Here is a 19,074-nt window from a genome sequence, read left to right as displayed (position 1 = left end):
CGCCGGCCGACCGGACGCGCCGGACGACGGCGCTGGACCGGGGAGCGGTCGAACGGCCGGGCGACGGCCGAACGGGAGTGGGTGGCCGGGTCGCCGGGTCGGCGGCGCCGGGAGGGCGGAAGTGACAGGAGGGGGGCGCGTTCTCCAAGTCCTTCGTTCGAGGGCTGGTAAGGCCAACTTCCGTTTCTCTAATATGTATTGTCGGTCGGGCCAGTCCGGTTGGCGCGGCACGGATCTGGGGGAACGGGAACGATGCAGCCTGACCAGCAGTTGTCCACATCGATCGACGCCACGGTGCCCACGGCGGCGCGCATGTACGACCACTACCTGGGCGGCAAGGACAACTACGCCGCCGACCGGGCGGCCTGCGAGGAACTGGACAAGGTCGTGCCCAGCACGCGCGCGCTGGCCCTGAACAACCGGCGCTTCCTCCAGCGGGTGGTCGGGACGCTGGCCGGCGGGTACGGAATCCGGCAGTTCCTCGACCACGGGTCCGGCCTGCCCACCCAGAACAACGTGCACCAGGTCGCCCAGGGCGTCGACGAGACCTCCCGGGTCGTGTACGTCGACAGTGACCCGATGGTCCTGGTCCACGGCCGGGCCCTGCTGGATCAGAACGACCGCACGGCCGTCATCCACGCGGACCTGCGCGACACCGAGAAGATCTTCTCCCATCCCGACACCGAGCGGCTGATCGACCTCTCGCAGCCGGTGGCCGTGCTGTTCAACTCGGTCTTCCACTGCATCCCGGACAGCGAGACCGACGGGCCCGTCTCCGTGATCCGCCGTGTCGCCGAACGGCTGGCACCCGGCAGCTTCATGGTGATGTGCCAGTTGGTCAGCGAGGACCCCGAAGTCCGGAAGTTCGTCACCGACTTCATGGACACCGCGACGCAGGGCCACTGGGGCCGGGTGCGCCAGGAGAAGGACGTGGCGGAGTACTTCGACGGCATGGACATCCTCGACCCCGGACTGGTGGAGGTCTCCACCTGGCGGCCGGACACCGAAGTGGTGGCGCGCCAACTCACTCAGGAGTGGATCGAGTTCGGCGGCGTCGGCCGCATCCGCTAGAAGGGCGCCACGACTTCACGCACCGCGGTGGGGGGGGGGGGCGGGGCGCCCCCCCCCCCCCCCGCCGGGGGGCGCGCCCCCGGCCCCCCGCCCCCCCCCCACCGCGGTGCGGCCCGCCGGTGCGACGGCGGGGCGCGGCCTGTCAGTGCGACCGGCTGTAACGCTGTTCGACGGTCTCGCGCAGCAGCGCCAAGGAGGCGCGGGGGCTGAGGGCTTCGTCGGCGAGCCGGTCCAGCACCACTCGGTACTCCTCCGTCTCGTCCCGGTCCTCCAGGAAGTTGGCGCTCCTGATGTGCTCGAGGTAGACGACGTCGGGCAGTTCGGCGCCGCCGAAACGCAGATACGTGACGGGGATGGCCGGTGCCGACGCGTTCGTGACGTCCAACGGCACGAACTGCAGGATCACGTGGGGGCGTTGGGCCATCTCGATGAGGTGCTCCAGTTGGGCGCGCATCACCTCGCGGCTGCCCAGGACGCGGAGCAGCACGGACTCGTCGACGACCGCCCACAGGTGCGGGGCGTCCGCGCGGTCCAGCAGTTCCCGTCGGCGCATCCGGAGTTCCACCCGGCGCTGCACCTCGCCGGCCGGTGCCGTCGGCAGACCGCGCTCCACGACCGCCCGGGTGTAGTCGGCGGTCTGGAGCAGGCCCGGAACGTACTGGATCTCGAACGTACGGATGGTGGTGGCGGCTTCCTGGAGTCCGACCAGCCGGTCGAACCACTCCGGCATCAACCGCTTGTCGTAGCGCTGCCACCAGCCCGGCTCGCCGGCCCGCTTCAGGAGTCTCAGCAGGACCGACGCCTCGTACTCATCGGTCCCGTACAGCTCCAGCAGCGCGCGGACGTCGCCCTCCGTGGGAGGCCGTCGTCCCTTGCCCGCTTCGATGCGCGAGAGTTTCGCCGCGCTGAACCCCAGGGACCGTGCCGCCTGTTCCTGGGAGAGGCCGGCGTCCTCGCGGGCGCCCGCCAGCTGAACGCCGACCAGCATCTTCAGCAGAGTGGGAGCGGGCTCGGCCCGGCTCAGATACGGTTCGAGGCGGGAGACGCGGGGTGACTCGACGGACATCCTGACTCCCAGTCGGCCGGCAGAAGACAGCCAAAATTATCGCACTCGGACGGACTTCTCCGCATGCGGAGTCAGAAGTGGACAACTGGTCTTCCGTTTCAACGGAGTTCGGAGATCGCAGGGCCTTCTCGGAGCAGGTGGTCGAACTCTCCCTCCTTCGCGCCGGCCAGGAACGCGGCCGCCTCCGCGGGGGTGTAGACGAGAGCCGGACCGTCGGGATCACGGGAGTTGCGAACCGCGATGCCTCCGTCGCCCAGAGCGGCCACCTCGACGCAGTTCCCTTCGGCGTTGCTGTGCCTGCTCTTGATCCAACGGGCTTCCAGTGAGCTCGCCCGCACTCCGTTCGGCATTGATGGCACCACACACTCTCCTTGCTGACGTTCCACCGCGTGGGCACCCGGCCCCCGGTCGCGGGCCGTGGCCGGATCTCGCGCAGTCCGTGCCTTCCACTCCATGCAATTTCTCGTGCAATTGCACGAAGGCGCTGTCGGGGTGGATACTAGCGGCGGCGTCAACCTCGTTGCCAGCGTGAGGTGCTGACGTCACATCAGGGAACTCCTTGGGAGTGTGATCGTCCGGGCCGGACCGTCGGGCCCGCCCGTGTCCCTGAGACTGTCCGACGCCTTCGGAGGGAGCGGAAATGGCAACACCACTCAGGACCCTGGAACACGTGTCGTGGGACGAGATCAAGGACTCCAAGGGATCGGCGCAAGCCATCCCGTTCCTGCTCAACAGCGTTGCCTGGGGTGACGAGGCGACGGCCAGGGCCGCACTCCAGGACCTGAGGGAACGAATCTGCCAGTTCGGGTTCGTCGTGGAGCAGGCGACCGCCGCCACGGTCCCCTTCCTGTGGGAACTCGCCGAACTTCCCCAGGTCACCTGCCGCGTGCAGATCATCCAGCTGCTCAAGGACATCGCGGACGCCCGGCAGTGGGAGCGGACGGCCGCCGCCTATCCCAAGCTCCTCAACCGCCGTGAGAACTACGTGGGCTGGGAACGCGAGGCGCGCCAAGCCGTACGCGCCCACCGCGGCACGCTCCAGCACCTGCTCACCGAGCCGGACACCGAACTCGTGCGAGCCACCACGGAACTCGCCTCCACGCTGGCCGACTGACGGCCCGGGCCGGAGGGCCCGGACCGCGGTGAACGTCCGCGTGACCCGGCCGACCTCCGCGCCCCGGCGTCGCCCGCAGCCGGGCGGAGCGGCCGACTGTCAGTCGGGCGAGTGCCCCGACCGTACCGGCAGCGTCCCGACGCGGTCGTGCCCCTCGACGGCGACGGTCAGTCCGGGCGCGATCTCCGTGAAGCCCGCGTCGCGGACCAACGGAATTTCGGAGGCGGTGAGTTCACGCCAGCGCACCGGGTCCGCGGTCCGTACGGAGAGGGCGAAGCCGGCGTCGCGCCAGGCGTTCCGCTCCTTCTCCGACAGTTCCCACCAGGCCAGTTGGGCGCCGTGACCGGTCTGCGCCATGGTCTTGCCGGCCGACATGTCGAGCTCCGGGTTGAGCCAGAGCACGGGCGCCGCCGGATCGGCCGGGGCCGGTGGCTCCGGATCCTCCAGGTCCGTACCGGACACCTGGAGGCGCGCCAGATCCTTGGGCCAGCCGTCCAGCGGCACCGGAGGGAAGACGCGCACCTCGGCGGAGTCTCCGGTCACCGTGATGCCGGGCAGTGCCTCGGCCCGCCGCCACTCGGCTCCGCGCGCCCGCCGGACGACCTTGCGGATCCGGGCGTCCTGCCAGTCCCGCATCGCCTGCGCCCACTCGCCGTCCCCGAGCGAACGCTCGTCGCTCAGGATCGTCAGCACGGCCCGGGCCGCCGTCTCCAGTGCGTCGGTGCGCGCCGGGGGAGCGGTCTTCTCGATGTGCACGACCAGCGGCAGCACGAACTGCCGTGCCTTGTCGCGCACGGTGGGCTCGGAGTGGAACGGGCTGTCGTCGGCGGAGGTCGGGTCGCTGGTCACGCCCACCAGTCTGCCAGGCGGAAGATCCCTTCAGGACGGGCGGTCATCGGCGCCTCTTGCGGACACCTTTCCCGATCGACCCCGGTTGTCCTCGGCCGTCCCCGTCCGGCGTCGCGCCACCGGTCTCCAGTCGCCTATCTCCGGCTGCCGACCGTCAGCCGTCAGCCGTCAGCCGTTCGGTTCCGGATTCCGGTGTCGGTCGACGGTCGTCCGCCGGTGAGCGGCCGCCGATCCCAGGGCGACATCCGGCCACTGTTACGCCGGGGGTCCGTGAGGCCGTATCCGGTCCCGGTCCGTCCCGTGCCGGTCAGCCCGAACACGCGGTGCGCTGTGCCTCCTGCCATTCGCACACGGGGCACAGCGTGATCCCCCGCTGTGACTCCGGGTACTCCGTGGGTTCACGGCACAGCACGCACTCCGCGTACGACGATGGGTCGTCCGCCGCCGTGTGAGGGGCGTGGGACTCGTCGGCCTGCCCGTCCGCGTCGATCGCGCGGTGGTCGTCGCTCATGCCGCCAGCCTACGAGCGGCGGGCTGCCGTCCGGCGGTCGGGCGGTCGGGCGGTCAGGCCGCATGGGGCGGCGGAGGCCGAGGGGGAGCGGTGCCGACCATCGCCGCTCCCGTCCGGTCCGCTCCCGGCCGGTTCAGGGTCGTCCGACCGCCGCGCCGATCAGTTCGGACACCTTCACGAACCGGAACCCCTTCCGGCGCAGCTCCGGGACGATCCTCCGTACGGCGCGCTCGGTCGCGGGCGCCGCGCTGCGCGTGCAGTGCATGACGACGACGGACCCGGGCCGTACGCCGTCGAGGACCTGCCGCGCCACGGCGTCCGCGTCCGTGGCGAACGCGTCCCCGCTCACCACGTCCCACTGCACGGCGGTGACCCCGGCCGCGCTCAACGTCCGCAGCGACCGCCGGTCGTGACACCCGCCGGGAAAGCGGAAGTACGGCATCGCGTCCCGCACCCCCGCCTTCCGGAAGGCGGTGTACGCGCGCTCCACGTCCGCGCGCATCCTGTTCCCGGGCACCGTCGGCAGTCCGTAGCAGTCCCCGGTGAAGGCGTAGTGGCTGTACGAGTGGTTGGCGATCTCGAACAGCGGGTCCTGTCCGATGTCCCTGGCCTCCCGCGGGTACTCGTCGGCCCACCGGCCCGTCATGAACACGGTCGCGGGTACGCGCAGGGCCCGCAGTGTCGCGATCAGCTCCGGGTTGTCGAAATGCTCCCCGGCCGCCGCCCGCGCCCCCTGGTCCGCGGTCATGTCCGCGTCGAACGTCAACGCGACGGTCCTGCCCCGGGTGCGGGGCCCGTTCGTGAAGACGGGTGTCGTTCCGGCGGGGCCGGGCGCGAGCGTGGGGGGCCGCGACGGCGCGGCACTGGTGGCGGGGGCGTGATGTCCCCGGCGCGCCGCCTGCGGGGCCGCCGGGCCGCCACAGGCGGCGAGCGCGGCACCGAGGGCTCCGAGGGCACAGGTCAGGGCGATGCTCCGTACAGAAAGAATCACCATGTGAAGATATGCGGGCAAATCTGACTATTCGGCCGTCGTGGCGGTGTGCCGCCTGCGCGAGGGCGCCGAAGTCACCCGGCTGGGGTCGTGCCCGGCCGGTCCGCGCGCCGCTCCGGCTGCGCGGACGCGTCCGGCTCCCCGGGCTCCTTCGGCTCCCCGGACCGGGGCGGCACCTCGAAGGCGTCCGGGATCCTGAGCCCGTCCGCGGGCCCGAGTCCGTTCGCGTGTCCGAGCCCGTCCGTGTCCGTGAAACCGTCCGTGCCCGTGAGTCCGTCCGGAAGGCCGAGTGGCTCCGGCGCCGTGATCGGGTCCGACGGTGCGGTGGGGTCGACGTCCTCGGCCGCGGGCTCCCGCTCCGCCACGGGCGGCGACGCCGACGGGCGCTCCGCCGAGGCCGGTGCCTGTCCCGACTGGGCCCGTTCCAGGAAGCGGAGCAGTTCCACGGGGAAGGGCAGGACCAGGGTGGAGTTCTTCTCGGCCGCGACGGCCACCACCGTCTGCAACAGGCGCAGTTGGAGCGCGGCCGGCTGTTCCGACATCACCTCGGCGGCCTGGGCCAGCTTCTTGGACGCCTGCAACTCCGCGTCCGCGTTGATGATCCGGGCACGCCGCTCCCGGTCGGCCTCGGCCTGCCGGGCCATCGACCGCTTCATCGTCTCCGGCAGCGACACGTCCTTGATCTCGACCCGGTCGATCTGCACGCCCCAGCCGATCGCCGGACTGTCGATCATCAACTCCATGCCCTGGTTCAGCAGTTCGCGGTTGGACAGCAGATCGTCCAGATCGCTCTTGCCGATGATCGAGCGCAGTGACGTCTGCGCCATCTGGGAGACCGCGAAGCGGTAGTCCTCGACCTTGATGACCGCGTCGGCCGCGTCCACGACCCTGAAGTAGACGACCGCGTCGACGCGGACCGTCACGTTGTCCCGGGTGATGCCCTCCTGGGCCGGCACGGACAGCGTCACGATCTGCATGTTCACCTTGCGCAGCCGGTCCACGAACGGCACGACCATCGTGAACCCGGGGGCGCGCACCTCGCCCGCGAGCCGTCCGAGGCGCAGGACGACTCCGCGTTCGTACTGCTTGACGACCCGCGCTCCGGCCGCCACGTAGACCACGCCGGCCGTTCCGGCCAGTGCTATCGCCGCGACGATCTCCTGGATCATGACGACCCCCTTTCGAGCCGCCCGGTATGTCCGGTCTCTCCAGGTTACTTCGCGGTGTCTGCATCCCCGCCGGTGTCTGTCCGCGGCGGGGTACGGCCGTTCACGGCAGCCGGCAGCCGGCAGCCGGCAGCCGACGACGCCGGTCGGCTCCGCCCTGCGGCGGATCAGGCCGGGGCTCACCGGCCGGGCGCGACCCTCACCGATTCGTTCCCGGGGGTGCCGCGTCGGCCGGACCTGCCGGTACCTAGGCCTTCCCGCTCTCCACGAGGCCCTTCGCGTCGCGCGCGAGCGCGGTCAGCCGGGAGATCGCGCGGAAGTACTTCTTGCGGTAGCCGCCGTTCAGCATCTCGTCGCTGAACAGCTTGTCGAAGGGCATTCCGGAGGCGAGGACCGGTACCTCGCGGTCGTACAGCCGGTCCGCGAGCACGACGAGGCGCAACGCCGTCGACTGGTCCGGGACGGGCTGGACGTCGGTGAGGCAGACCGCCTTGATGCCGTCGGTCAGGGCGCCGTACCGGCTGGGGTGGACACGGGCGAGGTGGTCGAGCAGGTGCGGGAAGTCGTCGAGGGACGCGCCGTCGGTGGCGTACGCGGCCTTGGTGACCTGCTCGTCGGAGAACGGGGCCGGCGCCTCGGGGAGACCGCGGTGGCGGTAGTCCTCGCCGTCGATGCGCAGCGGGCGGAAGCGCGCGGACAGGCCCTGGATCTCCCGCAGGAAGTCGGCGGACGCGAACCGGCCCTCGCCGAGCTTGCCCGGGAGCGTGTTCGAGGTGGCGGCGAGCGCGACACCCGCGTCGACCAGCTTGCCGAGCAGCGTGGAGACGAGGACGGTGTCGCCCGGGTCGTCCAGTTCGAACTCGTCGATGCACAGGAGACGGTGTTCGGAGAGGGTCTGCACGGTCTTCTGGAAGCCGAGCGCGCCGACCAGGTTCGTCAGCTCCACGAACGTGCCGAACGCCTTGAGCGAGGGCTCCGCCGGGGTCGCGTGCCACAGGGAGGCGAGGAGGTGGGTCTTGCCGACGCCGTAGCCGCCGTCCAGGTAGACGCCCCGGGGTCCGGTCGGCGCCTTCGGGGCCTTGCCGAAGCCGAACATCCTCCGCTTGGGGGCACCGACGGCGTGCGCCCCGCCGAGCCCGCCCGCGAAGCCTTCGAGGATGCCCACGGCCTCGATCTGGCTGGGCTGGTTCGGGTCCGGGATGTACGTGGCGAAGCGGACCGAGTCGAAGCGCGGCGGCGGCACCATCTCGGCGACGAGCCGGTCGGCGGGGACGTGCGGCTCGCGGGCGCACAGGGACAGGGGTGCCGCTTCGGCTATCGGGTCGATCGCGGAGGCGGTGCTGGTGGACGACACGGTTCCCCACTCTATGCGCCGTGCCAGACTGCACGTCATGCGACGCCTGTTCCCTGTGACCTACGAAACAGCAGCCCAGGCCTCCACCGAGGCCCCCGGGGCGGAGGTGACGGAGGTGACGGAGCGAGAGTGGGAGCTCGGCGAGCTGGCCCGGACGTACGCCTACCCCGAGGTGCGCGAGCCCTGGCTGCGGGCCAACATGGTGTCCACGCTGGACGGCGCCGCCCACCACGACGGCCGCTCGCAGCCCATCTCCAGCGCCACCGACATGCGGATCTTCGGCGTCCTGAGGGGCCTCGCCGACGTCGTGGTCGTCGGAGCGCAGACGGTGCGGCAGGAGGGGTACCGCCCGGCCCGCGCCCGCGAGGCCTTCGCCGGGCTCCGGGAGGCCGCCGGACAGGCGCCCGCGCCCGCGATCGCGGTGGTCACGGCGGCCCTCGACCTGGACTTCTCGCTGCCCCTGTTCACCTCGCCACTGGTGCCCACGCTGGTGCTGACCGGCGCCGCGGCCGCGCCGGACCGGATCGCGGCGGCCGAGCGGGCGGGCGCGCGGGTGGTGATCGCCGGGGACGGGGCGGGCGTCGATCCCGCCCGCGCCGTACGGGCCCTGGGGGAGCTCGGGCACACGAGGCTGCTCACCGAGGGCGGGCCCCGCCTGCTGGGCCAGTGGATCGCGGCCGGTGTGCTGGACGAGCTGTGTCTGACGCTGGCCCCGATGCTCGCGGCGGGGGACGCCCAGCGGATCGCCGGAGGGCCGTCGATGCCGGTCCCGCAGCGGTTCGAACTGGCGTCGTTGCTGGAAGAGGCCGGGTTCCTGTACTGCCGATACCGTCGGTCCTGACGAATCGTCGGAACGGCTGGTTCCGTTTATCTTCCGCAGGGGCACACTAAATCGCGCAGTACCCGTGCGGTCACGGGGCAGGATGGTTTCCGCAGGGGGCCGTGACGGCCCACGGACGAGAAGGGCGCCTGTCGTGTTCACAAGCGTATTGATGATCGAGAAGGCCCTGACGTCCGCCGACGTTGAGTTCGTCACCACCTTGCACGGTGACGAGGCGGTCGCCTTCCACGTGCTGCTCCAGCCACGGGGCGACCAGGCGGACCGGCTGCTGCGGGCCATCGACGACGTCGCGCTCGGCGAGATCGACGAGGCCGCCCGCGAGGGCGGGAGGCCGGAGGGCGAGGCGGCCGCCGGCCAGGGCGAGCAGGCGCTGGAGGTGTCGCTGGTGGCGCTGCGCGCGTCCGGCAGCGCGGCCGAGGGACGGCTCGTCGAGGACCACCCGCTCGACGCGCTGAAGACCCTGGTCGACGAGGTCGAGGCGGACGAGGTCATCGTGCTGACCGACCCCCACTACGTCGAGGAGTTCTTCCACCGCGACTGGGCCTCCCGGGCCCGTCACAAGGTGGGCGTGCCCGTGCTGAAGCTGTTCTCGCACAGCAAGGCCTGAGGCGCCCCGTCCCGGTTGCCCTCGTCCGGGCCCCCTCCGTCCCGGTCCCTCCGTCTCGGCCGCCCCCGTCCCGTGCGCCCCTCGTCCGGGGACCCCAGGGGCGGCGGATCAGGCTCCCGCGGGGGCGCCGACGACCCGGCCCCGGCTGCTCCGTCGCGGGTGCTCGGGCGCGTCGGCCGGTGTCCCTCGTGAGGCGCTGTCCGCCGCACCCAATAGGCTGGGTGCGCGTTCCCCTCGGGAGAGCGCGCCCACCTTCGTCCCGGATCTTGGGGAGATACACGCATGGCACCCGGCCTTCCTACCGCGATGGACCGACCGCACTTCATCGGCATCGGCGGCGCCGGGATGTCGGGCATCGCGAAGATCCTCGCGCAGCGCGGCGCCGAGGTGGCGGGCAGCGACGCCAAGGAGTCCGCCACCGCCGAGGCCCTGCGCGCGCTGGGCGCCACGGTGCACATCGGGCACGCGCCCGACCACCTCGCCTCCGACGCCACCTGCGTCGTGGTCTCCTCCGCGATCCGAGCGGACAACCCGGAGCTCGCCCGCGCGGCCGAGCTCGGCATCCCCGTCGTCCACCGTTCGGACGCCCTGGCCCGTCTGATGGACGGCCTGCGCCCGATCGCGGTCGCGGGCACCCACGGCAAGACGACGACCACGTCGATGCTGGCCGTGTCGCTCTCGTCGCTGGGCCTCTCCCCGTCGTACGCCATCGGCGGCGACCTGGACGCCCCCGGGTCGAACGCCCTGCACGGCGAGGGCGAGATCTTCGTCGCCGAGGCCGACGAGTCGGACCGCAGCTTCCACAAGTACGCGCCCGAGGTCGCGATCATCCTCAACGTCGAACTCGACCACCACGCCAACTACGCGTCCATGGAAGAGATCTACGAGTCCTTCGAGACGTTCGTGGACCGCGTCGCCGAGGGCGGCACGCTGGTGGTCTCGGCCGACCACGAGGGCGCTCGCGAGCTGACGCGCCGGGTCACGGACCGTGACGTGCGCGTGGTGACGTACGGCGACGCCGCCGACGCGGACGTCCGGGTGCTCTCCGTGGTCCCGCAGGGACTCAAGAGCGAGGTGACGGTCCTGCTGGACGGCGCCGAACTGACCTTCACGGTCTCGGTCCCCGGCCGCCACTACGCGCACAACGCGGTGGCGGCGCTGGCGGCGGGTGTCGCCCTGGGCATCCCGGCGACCGAGCTGGCCCCCGCGCTCGCCTCCTACACCGGCGTGAAGCGCCGCCTCCAGCTGAAGGGCGAGGCGGCCGGCGTCCAGGTCATCGACTCGTACGCGCACCACCCGACCGAGATGACGGCCGACCTGGAGGCCATGCGCGCCGGGACCTCGGGCCGCATCCTCGTGGTCTTCCAGCCCCACCTGTTCTCCCGCACCCAGGAGCTGGGCAAGGAGATGGGCGAGGCCCTGGCACTGGCGGACGCCTCGGTCGTCCTGGACATCTACCCGGCCCGTGAGGACCCGATCCCCGGTGTCACCAGCGAGCTGATCCTCCAGGCCGCCCGGGTGGCGGGCGCGGAGGTGACACCCGTCCACGACAAGGCCGAGGTGCCGTCCGTCGTCGCGGGAATGACGAAGCCCGGTGATCTCGTTCTCACCATGGGCGCGGGCGACGTGACGGATCTCGGACCGGAGATCCTCGCCCGCCTGTCCGCGTAGTCGTCGGCCCCCAGCGGGCCTCCTTGATCGTGAGGGGTTGAACAGCATGTCGTACGACATCGAGAAGCCGGACGAGCAGTGGCGCGCGGAGCTGACCCCGGCCGAGTACACGGTGCTGCGCAAGGCGGGCACCGAGCCCGCCTTCACCGGTGAGTACACGGACACCAAGACGACCGGCGTCTACTCCTGCCGAGCCTGCGGCGCCGAACTCTTCACCTCCACGGAGAAGTTCGAGTCGCACTGCGGCTGGCCGTCCTTCTACGACCCGAAGGACTCCGACGCCGTCGAGCTGATCCAGGACCGCTCCCACGGGATGGTGCGGACCGAGGTGCGCTGCGCCCGCTGCGGATCGCACCTCGGTCACGTGTTCGAGGGTGAGGGTTACGCGACCCCGACGGACCAGCGGTACTGCATCAACTCGATCTCGCTGCGGTTGGCGCCGGACGAGGGCTGAGCGGGGCCGGAACGTCCGAGCGCGGGTTCGAGTCCCTGGAGGACACGAGCCCGCGCTCTTCCATGACCGACGCGTGTTCCCGTGCCGGCGCCGTCGCACGGCCTGGTCGTACGGCGCGGCCTGGTCCATAAGAGTGGCCGTCCGGAGTGGTTGTACGGCGCGGTCGTACAGGCCGGTCGCCAGGGCCGGCGTGGGGTCCTCGGTGGGAAGACGGGTGCCGAGGTCGGGGTTTCGGCGAGTCGTCGTCCGGGACGACGGCGCACCCCCGATCCTGGCCTGACGTGCGGCCCCGGACTCCCCGGCCGGGGGCCGCGCGCCCAGACCGCTCCCGTGCCGCCCGGAACCTACGGAGAACCATGGACGCCGACAGCAATTCGTCCGCCGCCGACGACGGGGACCCCACGGGCAGCGACGGCCGGGGAGACGCGCAGGCCGGCCCGGGTGACCGCGGCGGCGTACCCGGACCGGCCCGGGCCGGCGCGCTCCTGCGCAAGCCGAAACTGTGGCTGGTTCCCACCGTGCTGACGGGGCTGCTCGCGCTGTTGCTGTCGCTGCTCTACATGGGCGGCATCGTCAACCCGAACCGGCATCTCGCCGACCTGCCGATCGGGCTGGTCGACGCGGACACGGGCAAGCCGCTCCCGGGGCAGAGCCAGAACGTCGGAACCCAGGTCGCCGCGGCCGTCACCGGCGGCACCTCCGGCACGGTCGACTGGCGCAGGCTCACCCGCGCGCAGGCGGCGGACCAGCTCGCCTCGGGCAAGATCTACGGCGCCCTGGTCGTCCCCGAGGACTTCACCGACTCCATCGCCGCGCTGACCACAGCGAACGCCACGGCCCGGCCCACCATGACGGTGCTGACCAACCCCGGCATGGGCAGCCTCGGTTCGTCCCTCGCGAGCCGGATCACCACGACGGCCGCCGAGCAGGCCTCCGCGACCATCGGCAAGCAGCTGACGGCGTCCTCCGCGACCGCGCGGGCGGACTCCACCACGCGGCTGCTCCTGGCCGACCCCGTTCAGGTCGTGACCCGGGTCGGGCACCCCATCGGCTCCGACAGCGGTCTCGGACTGAGCGCGTTCTACTACACCCTGCTCCTGGTGCTGGCCGGGTTCCTCGGCGGCAACCTCATCAGCACCGGCGTCGACACGGCCCTCGGCTACGCCGACAACGAGATCGGCCCCTGGCACACCCGTCGTCCGACCGTGCCGATCGACCGCACCCAGACCCTGCTCCTGAAGATGGTCATGACCGCCGGGATCACCGTGCTCACGGTCTCCCTGGTCATGCTGGCCACCGTCGCGATCCTCGGCATGGACGCCACGCACCTGCCCCTGCTGTGGATCTACTCCTACTGCGCGAGCCTCGCCGTCGGGCTGGGAGTCCAGGCGATCAACGCGGCCTTCGGCGGGATCGGACAGCTCGTGTCCATGTTCGTGTTCATCGTGCTGGGCCTGCCGTCCTCGGGCGCCACCGTCCCGCTCCAGGCCGTCCCCGGCTTCTACCGTTTCCTGTCCGTCTTCGAGCCCATGCGTCAACTGAGCGACGGGGTGCGGGCGATCCTCTTCTTCGACGCGCGGGCCGACGCCGGCCTCGACCGGGCCTGGCGCATGATCGGCGTCGGCGCCGTGCTCGCCCTGATCTTCGGTTTCGCGATGACCCGTTACTACGACCGCAAGGGACTGTCCCGGCTGACCCCGCAGCCCGCTCCCTCCGGCCGGAACGCCTAAGCCGCGCGGGTGGCGTTGCGCATCTCGCGGGGGCTCACCCCGAAACGCTGGCGGAACGCGGTGCTCAGGGCGCTCGCGGACGAGAACCCCGAGGCGTAGGCCAGGTCGGTGATGGTCAGGTGCTCGCAGTCGCCGCGCCGGAGGCGTTCGCGGACCAGGCGCAGGCGCTCCTCGCGGATCAGCTCGCGGGGGGTGGTGCCCGCGTGCTGGAGGGCCAGCTGGATCTGGCGCAGTGACCAGCCGAGGGCGCGGGCCATGGACGTACCGGTGAGGCCGGGGTCGGCCGCGTTCTCCCGGACGTGGCGGCGGACCACGGTCTCCACGTCGGTCAGGTGGCGGGCGCCGTCGGGCCGGTCGTCGCCGGAGGCGAGCATGCACAGCAGCTCGACCACGCGGTCGGAGACGGCGTTGAACTGGCAGTCGGTGAGATCGTCGCGCTCCGCGTACAGCCCGTCGAGCATCGAACGGACGACGCGGCCGAGGCCCCTGCTCAGATCGAGCCCGGTGGCCGACGCGGATCCGCGGTTCACCCGTCCGTCCACCTCGCGGGCGGGGATCGTGAGGACGAACGCCTGGGTGGAGGCCGCCTGGAGGCACTCGAAGGGGGCCCCGAAGGTGACGAGCGTGCCCGTGCCCGGGGTCAGCCGCGCCTCGTTGCCGTTCTGACGCAGGACGATCTCCCCGGTCAGCGGAAGCAGTAACCGGTAGTCCTCGTCGGGGTCCTCGCGCACGTGCGTGGCGGTCCTGCTGTACTCGATCTCGTCGGACCGGAACCTGACCAGCTGATAGGTCTCGGTGCGCTGACGGACCGTCTCCCCGCGGAAGTCGTCGGTGCGCCCGTACCGGTACCCCATCCGGGACTGGCAGGACCCGACCTGCTCGCTCCAGAAGCCGGTCCGCTCCCAGGGTTCCACCGCCCCCGTCGTACCGCGCCCCACCCGATAGCTTCCCGCAGGCGACGACAACATCAACTCCCTTGCGTCAGAGGGTAGTTACGCGGAGTCAGCCTAGTGCACACGGTCGGTGCGCATGACGGCAACTTCCTTGCGCGCCGGGGCAAGCGGAAAGAGCCCGGGCGCCGCTACCGTCATGCGCCGCGCCCCCTCGCGCACCATCCCTCACTCTTCCCGCTCCCACCCCGGCAACGCGTCTCCGCCTACGAGGACTCGAGGACCATGACCGAACGGATACCGGAGGCCGCGTCCTGGTGCCTGGCCGCCGGACTGCTCACGGTCACTGTGCTGCTGCTGCGCCAGCGCGGGATCACCACCCGGCAACGCCGACGGGCCGCCACGCTCGCGGACGATCTGCTGGCCCGCGACGAGGAGCTGCGCCGCGTGGTCGCGGTCCGCCTTCCCGCCCTGGAGGACACCCCGCGCCCGCACCGGGCGACCCGGCCCCCCGCCACCGGATCCACGGCTGCCGGATCCACCGCCACCGGTTCCGGTGCGTCCGCCGCGGGCCCGTTCGACGCGCGGCTGGCCGACACGGACTTCGCGCGGTGCCTCGACACCGTCCTCCACCGCTTCTCGGAAGCGGTGGAACACGCGCAGGAGCGCGCCGACCGGTCCGCGAAGTCCGCCCTCAAGGCGTCGATGCGTTCGATCCAGGCCCTGGCCAACGAGCAGCAGGTGTCCATCGCCGAGATGCAGGACCGGCACGATCACCCCGACGTGCTGCGCGACCTTCTCGAGATCGACCACACCAACGCCCAGTTCGGCCGTCGCGCCCAGGCGATCGCCGTCCTGTGCGGCTCCTGGCCCGGTCGGCAGCGCAGCACCTCCGCCCTGATCGAGGTGGTGCGCGGCGCGACCTCCCGGGTGCGCGACTACCGCCGCGTCCGGGTCAACGGGCAGGCCGACATCGCCGTGCGGAGCCGCGTGGTCGAACCCGTGGTCCTCGCCGTCGCGGAACTGCTGGACAACGCCGCACGCCACTCGCAGCCCAGCACCACGGTCGAGGTCGCCGTCCAGGTCGTGCACAACGGAGCCTGCGTGGTCATCGACGACGCGGGCGTCGGCATGGACGGCCCCGCGACCGAGCGGGCCGCCGCCCTGCTGACCGGCCGTGACGCGGTGGACGTGACACGGCTCGACGATCCGCCCCAGTTCGGGTTCGCCGTCGTCGGCGTGCTCGCCGCCCGGTACGGGTTCAGCGTCTCGGTGGACACACGGTCCCCGTACGGCGGTGTCCGCGCCGTGGTGTTCCTTCCGGCCGCGCTGCTCACCCATGTCGCCGCGGCGCCCGGGGTGCCGGCGCGGGACGAGGCCGCGCGGACCGAGGTCCCGCGGACGGCCGGGCGGGCCGCGCGGCCCGGGGCCGGGGAGTCCGCCGACCCCGGCCGGCCGACGCTCCGTGCGGCCGAGCCGGTCGAGGCGACGACGGCCGGTGGTCTGCCCAGACGGCGCCGCCGCGATCGGCAGCCGGTCCCCGGCGACCGGTCCGCCGTCGTACCCACGGCGCCCGCCGTACCCGCCGAGGACGTCAGCGCGCGGTCGGCCGAGGAGAACGCCCGGCGCATGGGCGCATTCGCGCGAGGCACCCGTTTCGGCCGCGCGGCGCGGGACACCACCGGCACGCCGGACCCGCCGCTGCCGCCCCGCGCCCCCGGCGGGCCGCAGCGCTCCGAGCCGACGGACACCCCCGCGCCGCCCACCGCGTCCCCTGCGTCCGTGAGGATCGCCGCCGCGCCGCCGGAGCCACTCGGGTCGCCGACGGACGCTCCCGTGGCCGCCACGGACTGCCCCGAGGCGCCGCCGGAAGCGGCTGGGCCGTCGACGGACGCCCCCGTGACGTCGTACGCAACACCCCACGAGAACGAAGGGAACACACCGGGATGACCGCGCCCAAGACCAACGAGCTGGGATGGATGCTCGACGAGGTCCTGAAGGTGCCGGAAGCGCGGCACGCGATCCTGCTGTCCGCCGACGGCATGCTCCGGGCCCACTCCGCGGACATCGGCCGGGACGACGCCGAACGGCTGGCCGCAGGCCTGTCCGGGGTGCAGTCGATCAGCCGCAGCACGGCCGAGTTCTGCGGCACCGCGAACACGCCGTGGCGGCAGACCCTGATCGAGTTCGCGCACGGCTACGTCTTCCTCGTCGCCGCGGGCGAGGGCGCGCACCTCGCGGTGTCCACGACCGCGGACGTGGACATGGAGGCGGTCACCTACCGCATGCACAAGCTGGTCGACCGGCTCGGCAAGGAGCTGACCAGCCCGGCACGGCAGGACACCGGCAGCCCGGCATGACGCCGCCGAGGCGCCGTCCGGGGGAGCGGCTGGTGCGGTCGTACGTCGTCACGGACGGCCGCTCCCACCCGTCGCGCAACACCCTCGACCTCGTCACCCTGCTGATCGCCGCCGCGGGCCCGCCGCTCACCGGGCTCAGCCCCGAGAAGCGGCGCCTGACGGAGCTGTGCGGGCCGGGGGCGCTGTCGGTGGCCGAGGTGGCGAGCCATCTGGGACTGCCGGTCAGTGTCACCAAGGTGCTGGTCGCCGACCTGATGGACAGCGGCCACCTGCTCACCCGCGCGCCGATCCCCTCCGCCGGACCGTTCGACGCCCGCGTCCTCCAGGAGGTGCTCGATGGACTTCGCTCCCGCCTCTGAGCCCGTCCATCTGCCCGACGGCGTACGGACGGCCGTCAAGCTGCTGGTCGTCGGCCACTTCGCGGTCGGCAAGACCACGTTCGTCGGGACGCTGTCCGAGATCAGGCCGCTGCGCACCGAGGAGATCCTCAGTGAAGCGGGCGCGCTCGTCGACGACTTGGCCGGTACCCGGGACAAGAGCACCACGACGGTCGCCCTCGACTTCGGCCGCCTCACCCTCGACGACAGCCTGGTGCTCTATCTGTTCGGCACCCCGGGGCAGCAGCGCTTCACCGAGCTCTGGCAGGACATGACGCGCGGCGCGCTCGGCGCCCTCGTCCTCGCGGACCCCCGGCGCCTGGACCGGTCCTTCGACGTCATGGGCGTGCTGGAGGAGACGGGCCTCCCGTACGCCGTCGCCCTGAACGACTTCGGCGACGGGCCGGCGCACGGACTCGACGAGGTGCGCGAGGCTCTCGACCTGCTGCCCTCCACCCCGCTCGTACGCTGCGACGCCCGCGACCGGGTCTCCTCCACCGAGGCGCTGATCGCCCTCGTCGCACACCTGCTGACCCGAACCGGCGAACTGGAGCACGCGTGAGCGCCGTACCGCCCCCCGGCTGCCCGGCCCACCAGTCTTTGCACGGAACGGAGTTCGCGACCGATCCCGCCGCCGTCTACCGGCGGCTGCGGGAGGCCGGACCGACCGCTCCCGTCGAACTCGCGCCCGGCGTCCGGGCCACCCTCGTCATCGGGTACGACGCCGCCCTGCACGTCCTGCGGAGCCCGGAGACCTTCTCCAAGGACCCGCGGCGCTGGAACGACCTGGCCGACGGCACGGTGCCGATGGACAGCCCGGTCGTCCCGATGATGATGTACCGGCCCAACGCCCTGTTCAGCGACGGCGAGGAGCACGTGCGGCTGCGGGGTGCCATCACCGACAGCCTCGCCCGCGTCGGGCCCGGCGTCCTGCGCGGCTACGTCGAGCGCGGCGCCGACACCCTCATCGACCGGTTCGCTCCGCTCGGCACCGCGGATCTGCTCGGCGAGTACGCCCAGGTGCTGCCGCTGCTCGTCTTCAACCATCTCTTCGGCTGTCCGGCCGGTCACGGGGTCCGGCTGGTGGAAGGGATGTCCGGGATCTTCGACGGGGTGGACGCCGAGCGGGCGAACGAACTGCTCACCACCACCCTGATCGACCTGGTCGCGCTGAAACGGCGGTGTCCCGGGCCGGACGTGACGTCCTGGCTGATGGAGCACCCGGCCGCGCTCACGGACGAGGAGATGGTCCACACCCTGGTCGTCCTGATGGGCGCCGGTACCGAACCGCAGCAGAACCTGATCGCGAACGGTCTGCGGCTGCTGCTGTCGGACGACCGCTTCGCGGGGGACCTGTCCGGCGGCAGCCTGCCGGTGGAGGACGCCCTCGACGAGGTCCTCTGGACCGACCCGCCGATCGCCAACTACGCCGTGCACTACCCGCGGCACGACGTCGAGTACGGGGGAACGCCGCTCCGCGCGGGCCATCCGCTGGTGGTGAGCCTCGCCGCCGCCAACACGGATCCGGCCCTCACGGGTGATCGACGTACGGGCAACCGCGCTCACCTGGCCTGGAGCGCGGGTCCGCACAACTGCCCGGCGCAGGGCCCGGCGCGACTGATCGCGGCCGTCGCGGTCGAGAAGCTCCTCGACCGTGTCCCGGACGTCGAACTGAAGGACTCCGTCGAGCGGTTGGAGTGGCGTCCCGGCCCGTTCCACCGGGCACTCGTCGCGCTGCCGGTGAGCTTCCCGCCCGTCCCGGTGGCCGGACGGCCGAAGGGCGGGACACGGCCGCAGGCCCCGACCCTTCCGGAGCCCCCGGCCGGGCCACCGGCCCCGGCGCCCGACCGCCCGACGGGCGGCTGGGCACGGCTGTCGGCCTGGTGGCGCGGCGAGTGACCGGCCGCCGGGCTCCCGGCGGCGCGAAGGCCGGCCTCGGTGCCGGGCCGGCCGGGTACCGCCCTGTGGCGACCCCCGGCACGCTTCACTTGCCGCACCAGGCCCGGACCAGGCCCGCACCAG

General features: G+C 72.2%; 20 protein-coding genes. 12 read left to right on the top strand and 8 right to left on the bottom strand.

The genetic code is table 11. The features are described from left to right. Positions 1–252 precede the first annotated feature (252 nt). Entirely contained in the window at positions 253–1,071 is an 819-nt protein-coding gene (locus tag ACFYW7_RS16430) for an SAM-dependent methyltransferase (protein WP_389502542.1), read from the top strand. A 142-nt stretch (positions 1,072–1,213) separates the two neighbouring features. On the opposite strand, the gene ACFYW7_RS16425 is transcribed toward ACFYW7_RS16430, so the two are convergent. After that, complete coding sequence (locus tag ACFYW7_RS16425) at positions 1,214–2,137, bottom strand: helix-turn-helix domain-containing protein (RefSeq protein ID WP_389502540.1); 924 nt, start codon at positions 2,135–2,137, stop codon at positions 1,214–1,216. 98 nt (positions 2,138–2,235) lie between these two features. Next, positions 2,236–2,487, bottom strand: coding sequence for a DUF397 domain-containing protein (locus ACFYW7_RS16420; protein ID WP_389502751.1), 252 nt, complete (start codon positions 2,485–2,487; stop codon positions 2,236–2,238). Positions 2,488–2,777: 290 nt separating this feature from the next. On the opposite strand from ACFYW7_RS16420, the gene ACFYW7_RS16415 reads away from it, so the two are divergent. Next, positions 2,778–3,251: a hypothetical protein gene (locus tag ACFYW7_RS16415; RefSeq protein WP_389502538.1), complete on the top strand. Its 474-nt coding sequence runs from the start codon at positions 2,778–2,780 to the stop codon at positions 3,249–3,251. A gap of 99 nt (positions 3,252–3,350) precedes the next feature. Here ACFYW7_RS16415 and ACFYW7_RS16410 read toward each other — a convergent pair whose 3' ends face one another. From ACFYW7_RS16410 to zapE, 5 genes are all read right to left on the bottom strand, one after another. Next, positions 3,351–4,100, bottom strand: a complete 750-nt coding sequence (locus ACFYW7_RS16410) for a peptidyl-tRNA hydrolase (protein ID WP_389502536.1) — start codon at positions 4,098–4,100, stop codon at positions 3,351–3,353. A gap of 307 nt (positions 4,101–4,407) precedes the next feature. Beyond that, positions 4,408–4,611, bottom strand: coding sequence for a hypothetical protein (locus ACFYW7_RS16405; RefSeq protein ID WP_389502534.1), 204 nt, complete (start codon positions 4,609–4,611; stop codon positions 4,408–4,410). Positions 4,612–4,744: 133 nt separating this feature from the next. Next, positions 4,745–5,605 carry a polysaccharide deacetylase family protein gene (locus tag ACFYW7_RS16400; RefSeq protein WP_389502532.1) on the bottom strand — a complete coding sequence of 287 codons (861 nt, stop codon included), beginning with the start codon at positions 5,603–5,605 and terminating at the stop codon, positions 4,745–4,747. A gap of 71 nt (positions 5,606–5,676) precedes the next feature. After that, positions 5,677–6,771 carry a slipin family protein gene (locus ACFYW7_RS16395; protein WP_389502530.1) on the bottom strand — a complete coding sequence of 365 codons (1,095 nt, stop codon included), beginning with the start codon at positions 6,769–6,771 and terminating at the stop codon, positions 5,677–5,679. A 244-nt stretch (positions 6,772–7,015) separates the two neighbouring features. Further along, positions 7,016–8,161: a cell division protein ZapE gene (gene zapE, locus ACFYW7_RS16390; RefSeq protein ID WP_389502528.1), complete on the bottom strand. Its 1,146-nt coding sequence runs from the start codon at positions 8,159–8,161 to the stop codon at positions 7,016–7,018. On the opposite strand from zapE, the gene ACFYW7_RS16385 reads away from it, so the two are divergent. The 5 genes from ACFYW7_RS16385 to ACFYW7_RS16365 all read left to right on the top strand — a co-directional run bounded on the left by ACFYW7_RS16385 (position 8,160) and on the right by ACFYW7_RS16365 (position 13,425). After that, a complete protein-coding gene (locus ACFYW7_RS16385; protein ID WP_389502526.1) occupies positions 8,160–8,963 on the top strand; it encodes a pyrimidine reductase family protein in 804 nt (267 codons plus the stop codon). The genes zapE and ACFYW7_RS16385 overlap by 2 nt on opposite strands. 151 nt (positions 8,964–9,114) lie before the next feature. Continuing rightward, positions 9,115–9,570: an indole-3-glycerol phosphate synthase gene (locus tag ACFYW7_RS16380; RefSeq protein WP_389502749.1), complete on the top strand. Its 456-nt coding sequence runs from the start codon at positions 9,115–9,117 to the stop codon at positions 9,568–9,570. A 282-nt stretch (positions 9,571–9,852) separates the two neighbouring features. After that, positions 9,853–11,241: a UDP-N-acetylmuramate--L-alanine ligase gene (murC, locus tag ACFYW7_RS16375; protein ID WP_389502524.1), complete on the top strand. Its 1,389-nt coding sequence runs from the start codon at positions 9,853–9,855 to the stop codon at positions 11,239–11,241. Between the two features lie 46 nt (positions 11,242–11,287). Further along, the gene (gene msrB, locus ACFYW7_RS16370; RefSeq protein WP_389502747.1) at positions 11,288–11,695 is read left to right on the top strand and encodes a peptide-methionine (R)-S-oxide reductase MsrB; all 408 of its coding nucleotides are present in this window, start codon (positions 11,288–11,290) and stop codon (positions 11,693–11,695) included. Between the two features lie 356 nt (positions 11,696–12,051). Next, positions 12,052–13,425, top strand: coding sequence for a YhgE/Pip domain-containing protein (locus ACFYW7_RS16365; RefSeq protein WP_389502522.1), 1,374 nt, complete (start codon positions 12,052–12,054; stop codon positions 13,423–13,425). On the opposite strand, the gene ACFYW7_RS16360 is transcribed toward ACFYW7_RS16365, so the two are convergent. Continuing rightward, positions 13,422–14,339, bottom strand: a complete 918-nt coding sequence (locus ACFYW7_RS16360; RefSeq protein ID WP_389502520.1) for a helix-turn-helix domain-containing protein — start codon at positions 14,337–14,339, stop codon at positions 13,422–13,424. The two genes, ACFYW7_RS16365 and ACFYW7_RS16360, sit on opposite strands and share 4 nt — an antisense overlap. 261 nt (positions 14,340–14,600) lie before the next feature. On the opposite strand from ACFYW7_RS16360, the gene ACFYW7_RS16355 reads away from it, so the two are divergent. Genes ACFYW7_RS16355 through ACFYW7_RS16335 form a run of 5 tightly spaced genes read left to right on the top strand, consistent with a single transcriptional unit; the run spans position 14,601 to position 18,951 of the window. After that, the gene (locus tag ACFYW7_RS16355) at positions 14,601–16,265 is read left to right on the top strand and encodes an ATP-binding protein (RefSeq protein ID WP_389502518.1); all 1,665 of its coding nucleotides are present in this window, start codon (positions 14,601–14,603) and stop codon (positions 16,263–16,265) included. After that, positions 16,262–16,675, top strand: a complete 414-nt coding sequence (locus ACFYW7_RS16350; protein ID WP_389502516.1) for a roadblock/LC7 domain-containing protein — start codon at positions 16,262–16,264, stop codon at positions 16,673–16,675. Before ACFYW7_RS16355 ends, ACFYW7_RS16350 begins: the two co-directional genes overlap by 4 nt. Continuing rightward, complete coding sequence (locus ACFYW7_RS16345; RefSeq protein ID WP_389502514.1) at positions 16,672–17,034, top strand: DUF742 domain-containing protein; 363 nt, start codon at positions 16,672–16,674, stop codon at positions 17,032–17,034. Before ACFYW7_RS16350 ends, ACFYW7_RS16345 begins: the two co-directional genes overlap by 4 nt. After that, entirely contained in the window at positions 17,012–17,614 is a 603-nt protein-coding gene (locus ACFYW7_RS16340; protein WP_389502512.1) for an ATP/GTP-binding protein, read from the top strand. The genes ACFYW7_RS16345 and ACFYW7_RS16340 overlap by 23 nt, the downstream gene beginning before the upstream one ends. Continuing rightward, the gene (locus tag ACFYW7_RS16335; protein ID WP_389502510.1) at positions 17,611–18,951 is read left to right on the top strand and encodes a cytochrome P450; all 1,341 of its coding nucleotides are present in this window, start codon (positions 17,611–17,613) and stop codon (positions 18,949–18,951) included. The genes ACFYW7_RS16340 and ACFYW7_RS16335 overlap by 4 nt, the downstream gene beginning before the upstream one ends. Positions 18,952–19,074: the final 123 nt, after the last annotated feature.

Origin of the sequence: Streptomyces sp. NPDC002580 (assembly GCF_042889485.1) — a bacterium.
Classification (GTDB): domain Bacteria; phylum Actinomycetota; class Actinomycetes; order Streptomycetales; family Streptomycetaceae; genus Streptomyces.
Note: the sequence above shows the minus strand (reverse complement) of the source record. Positions and strands in the feature narration are given on the sequence as shown.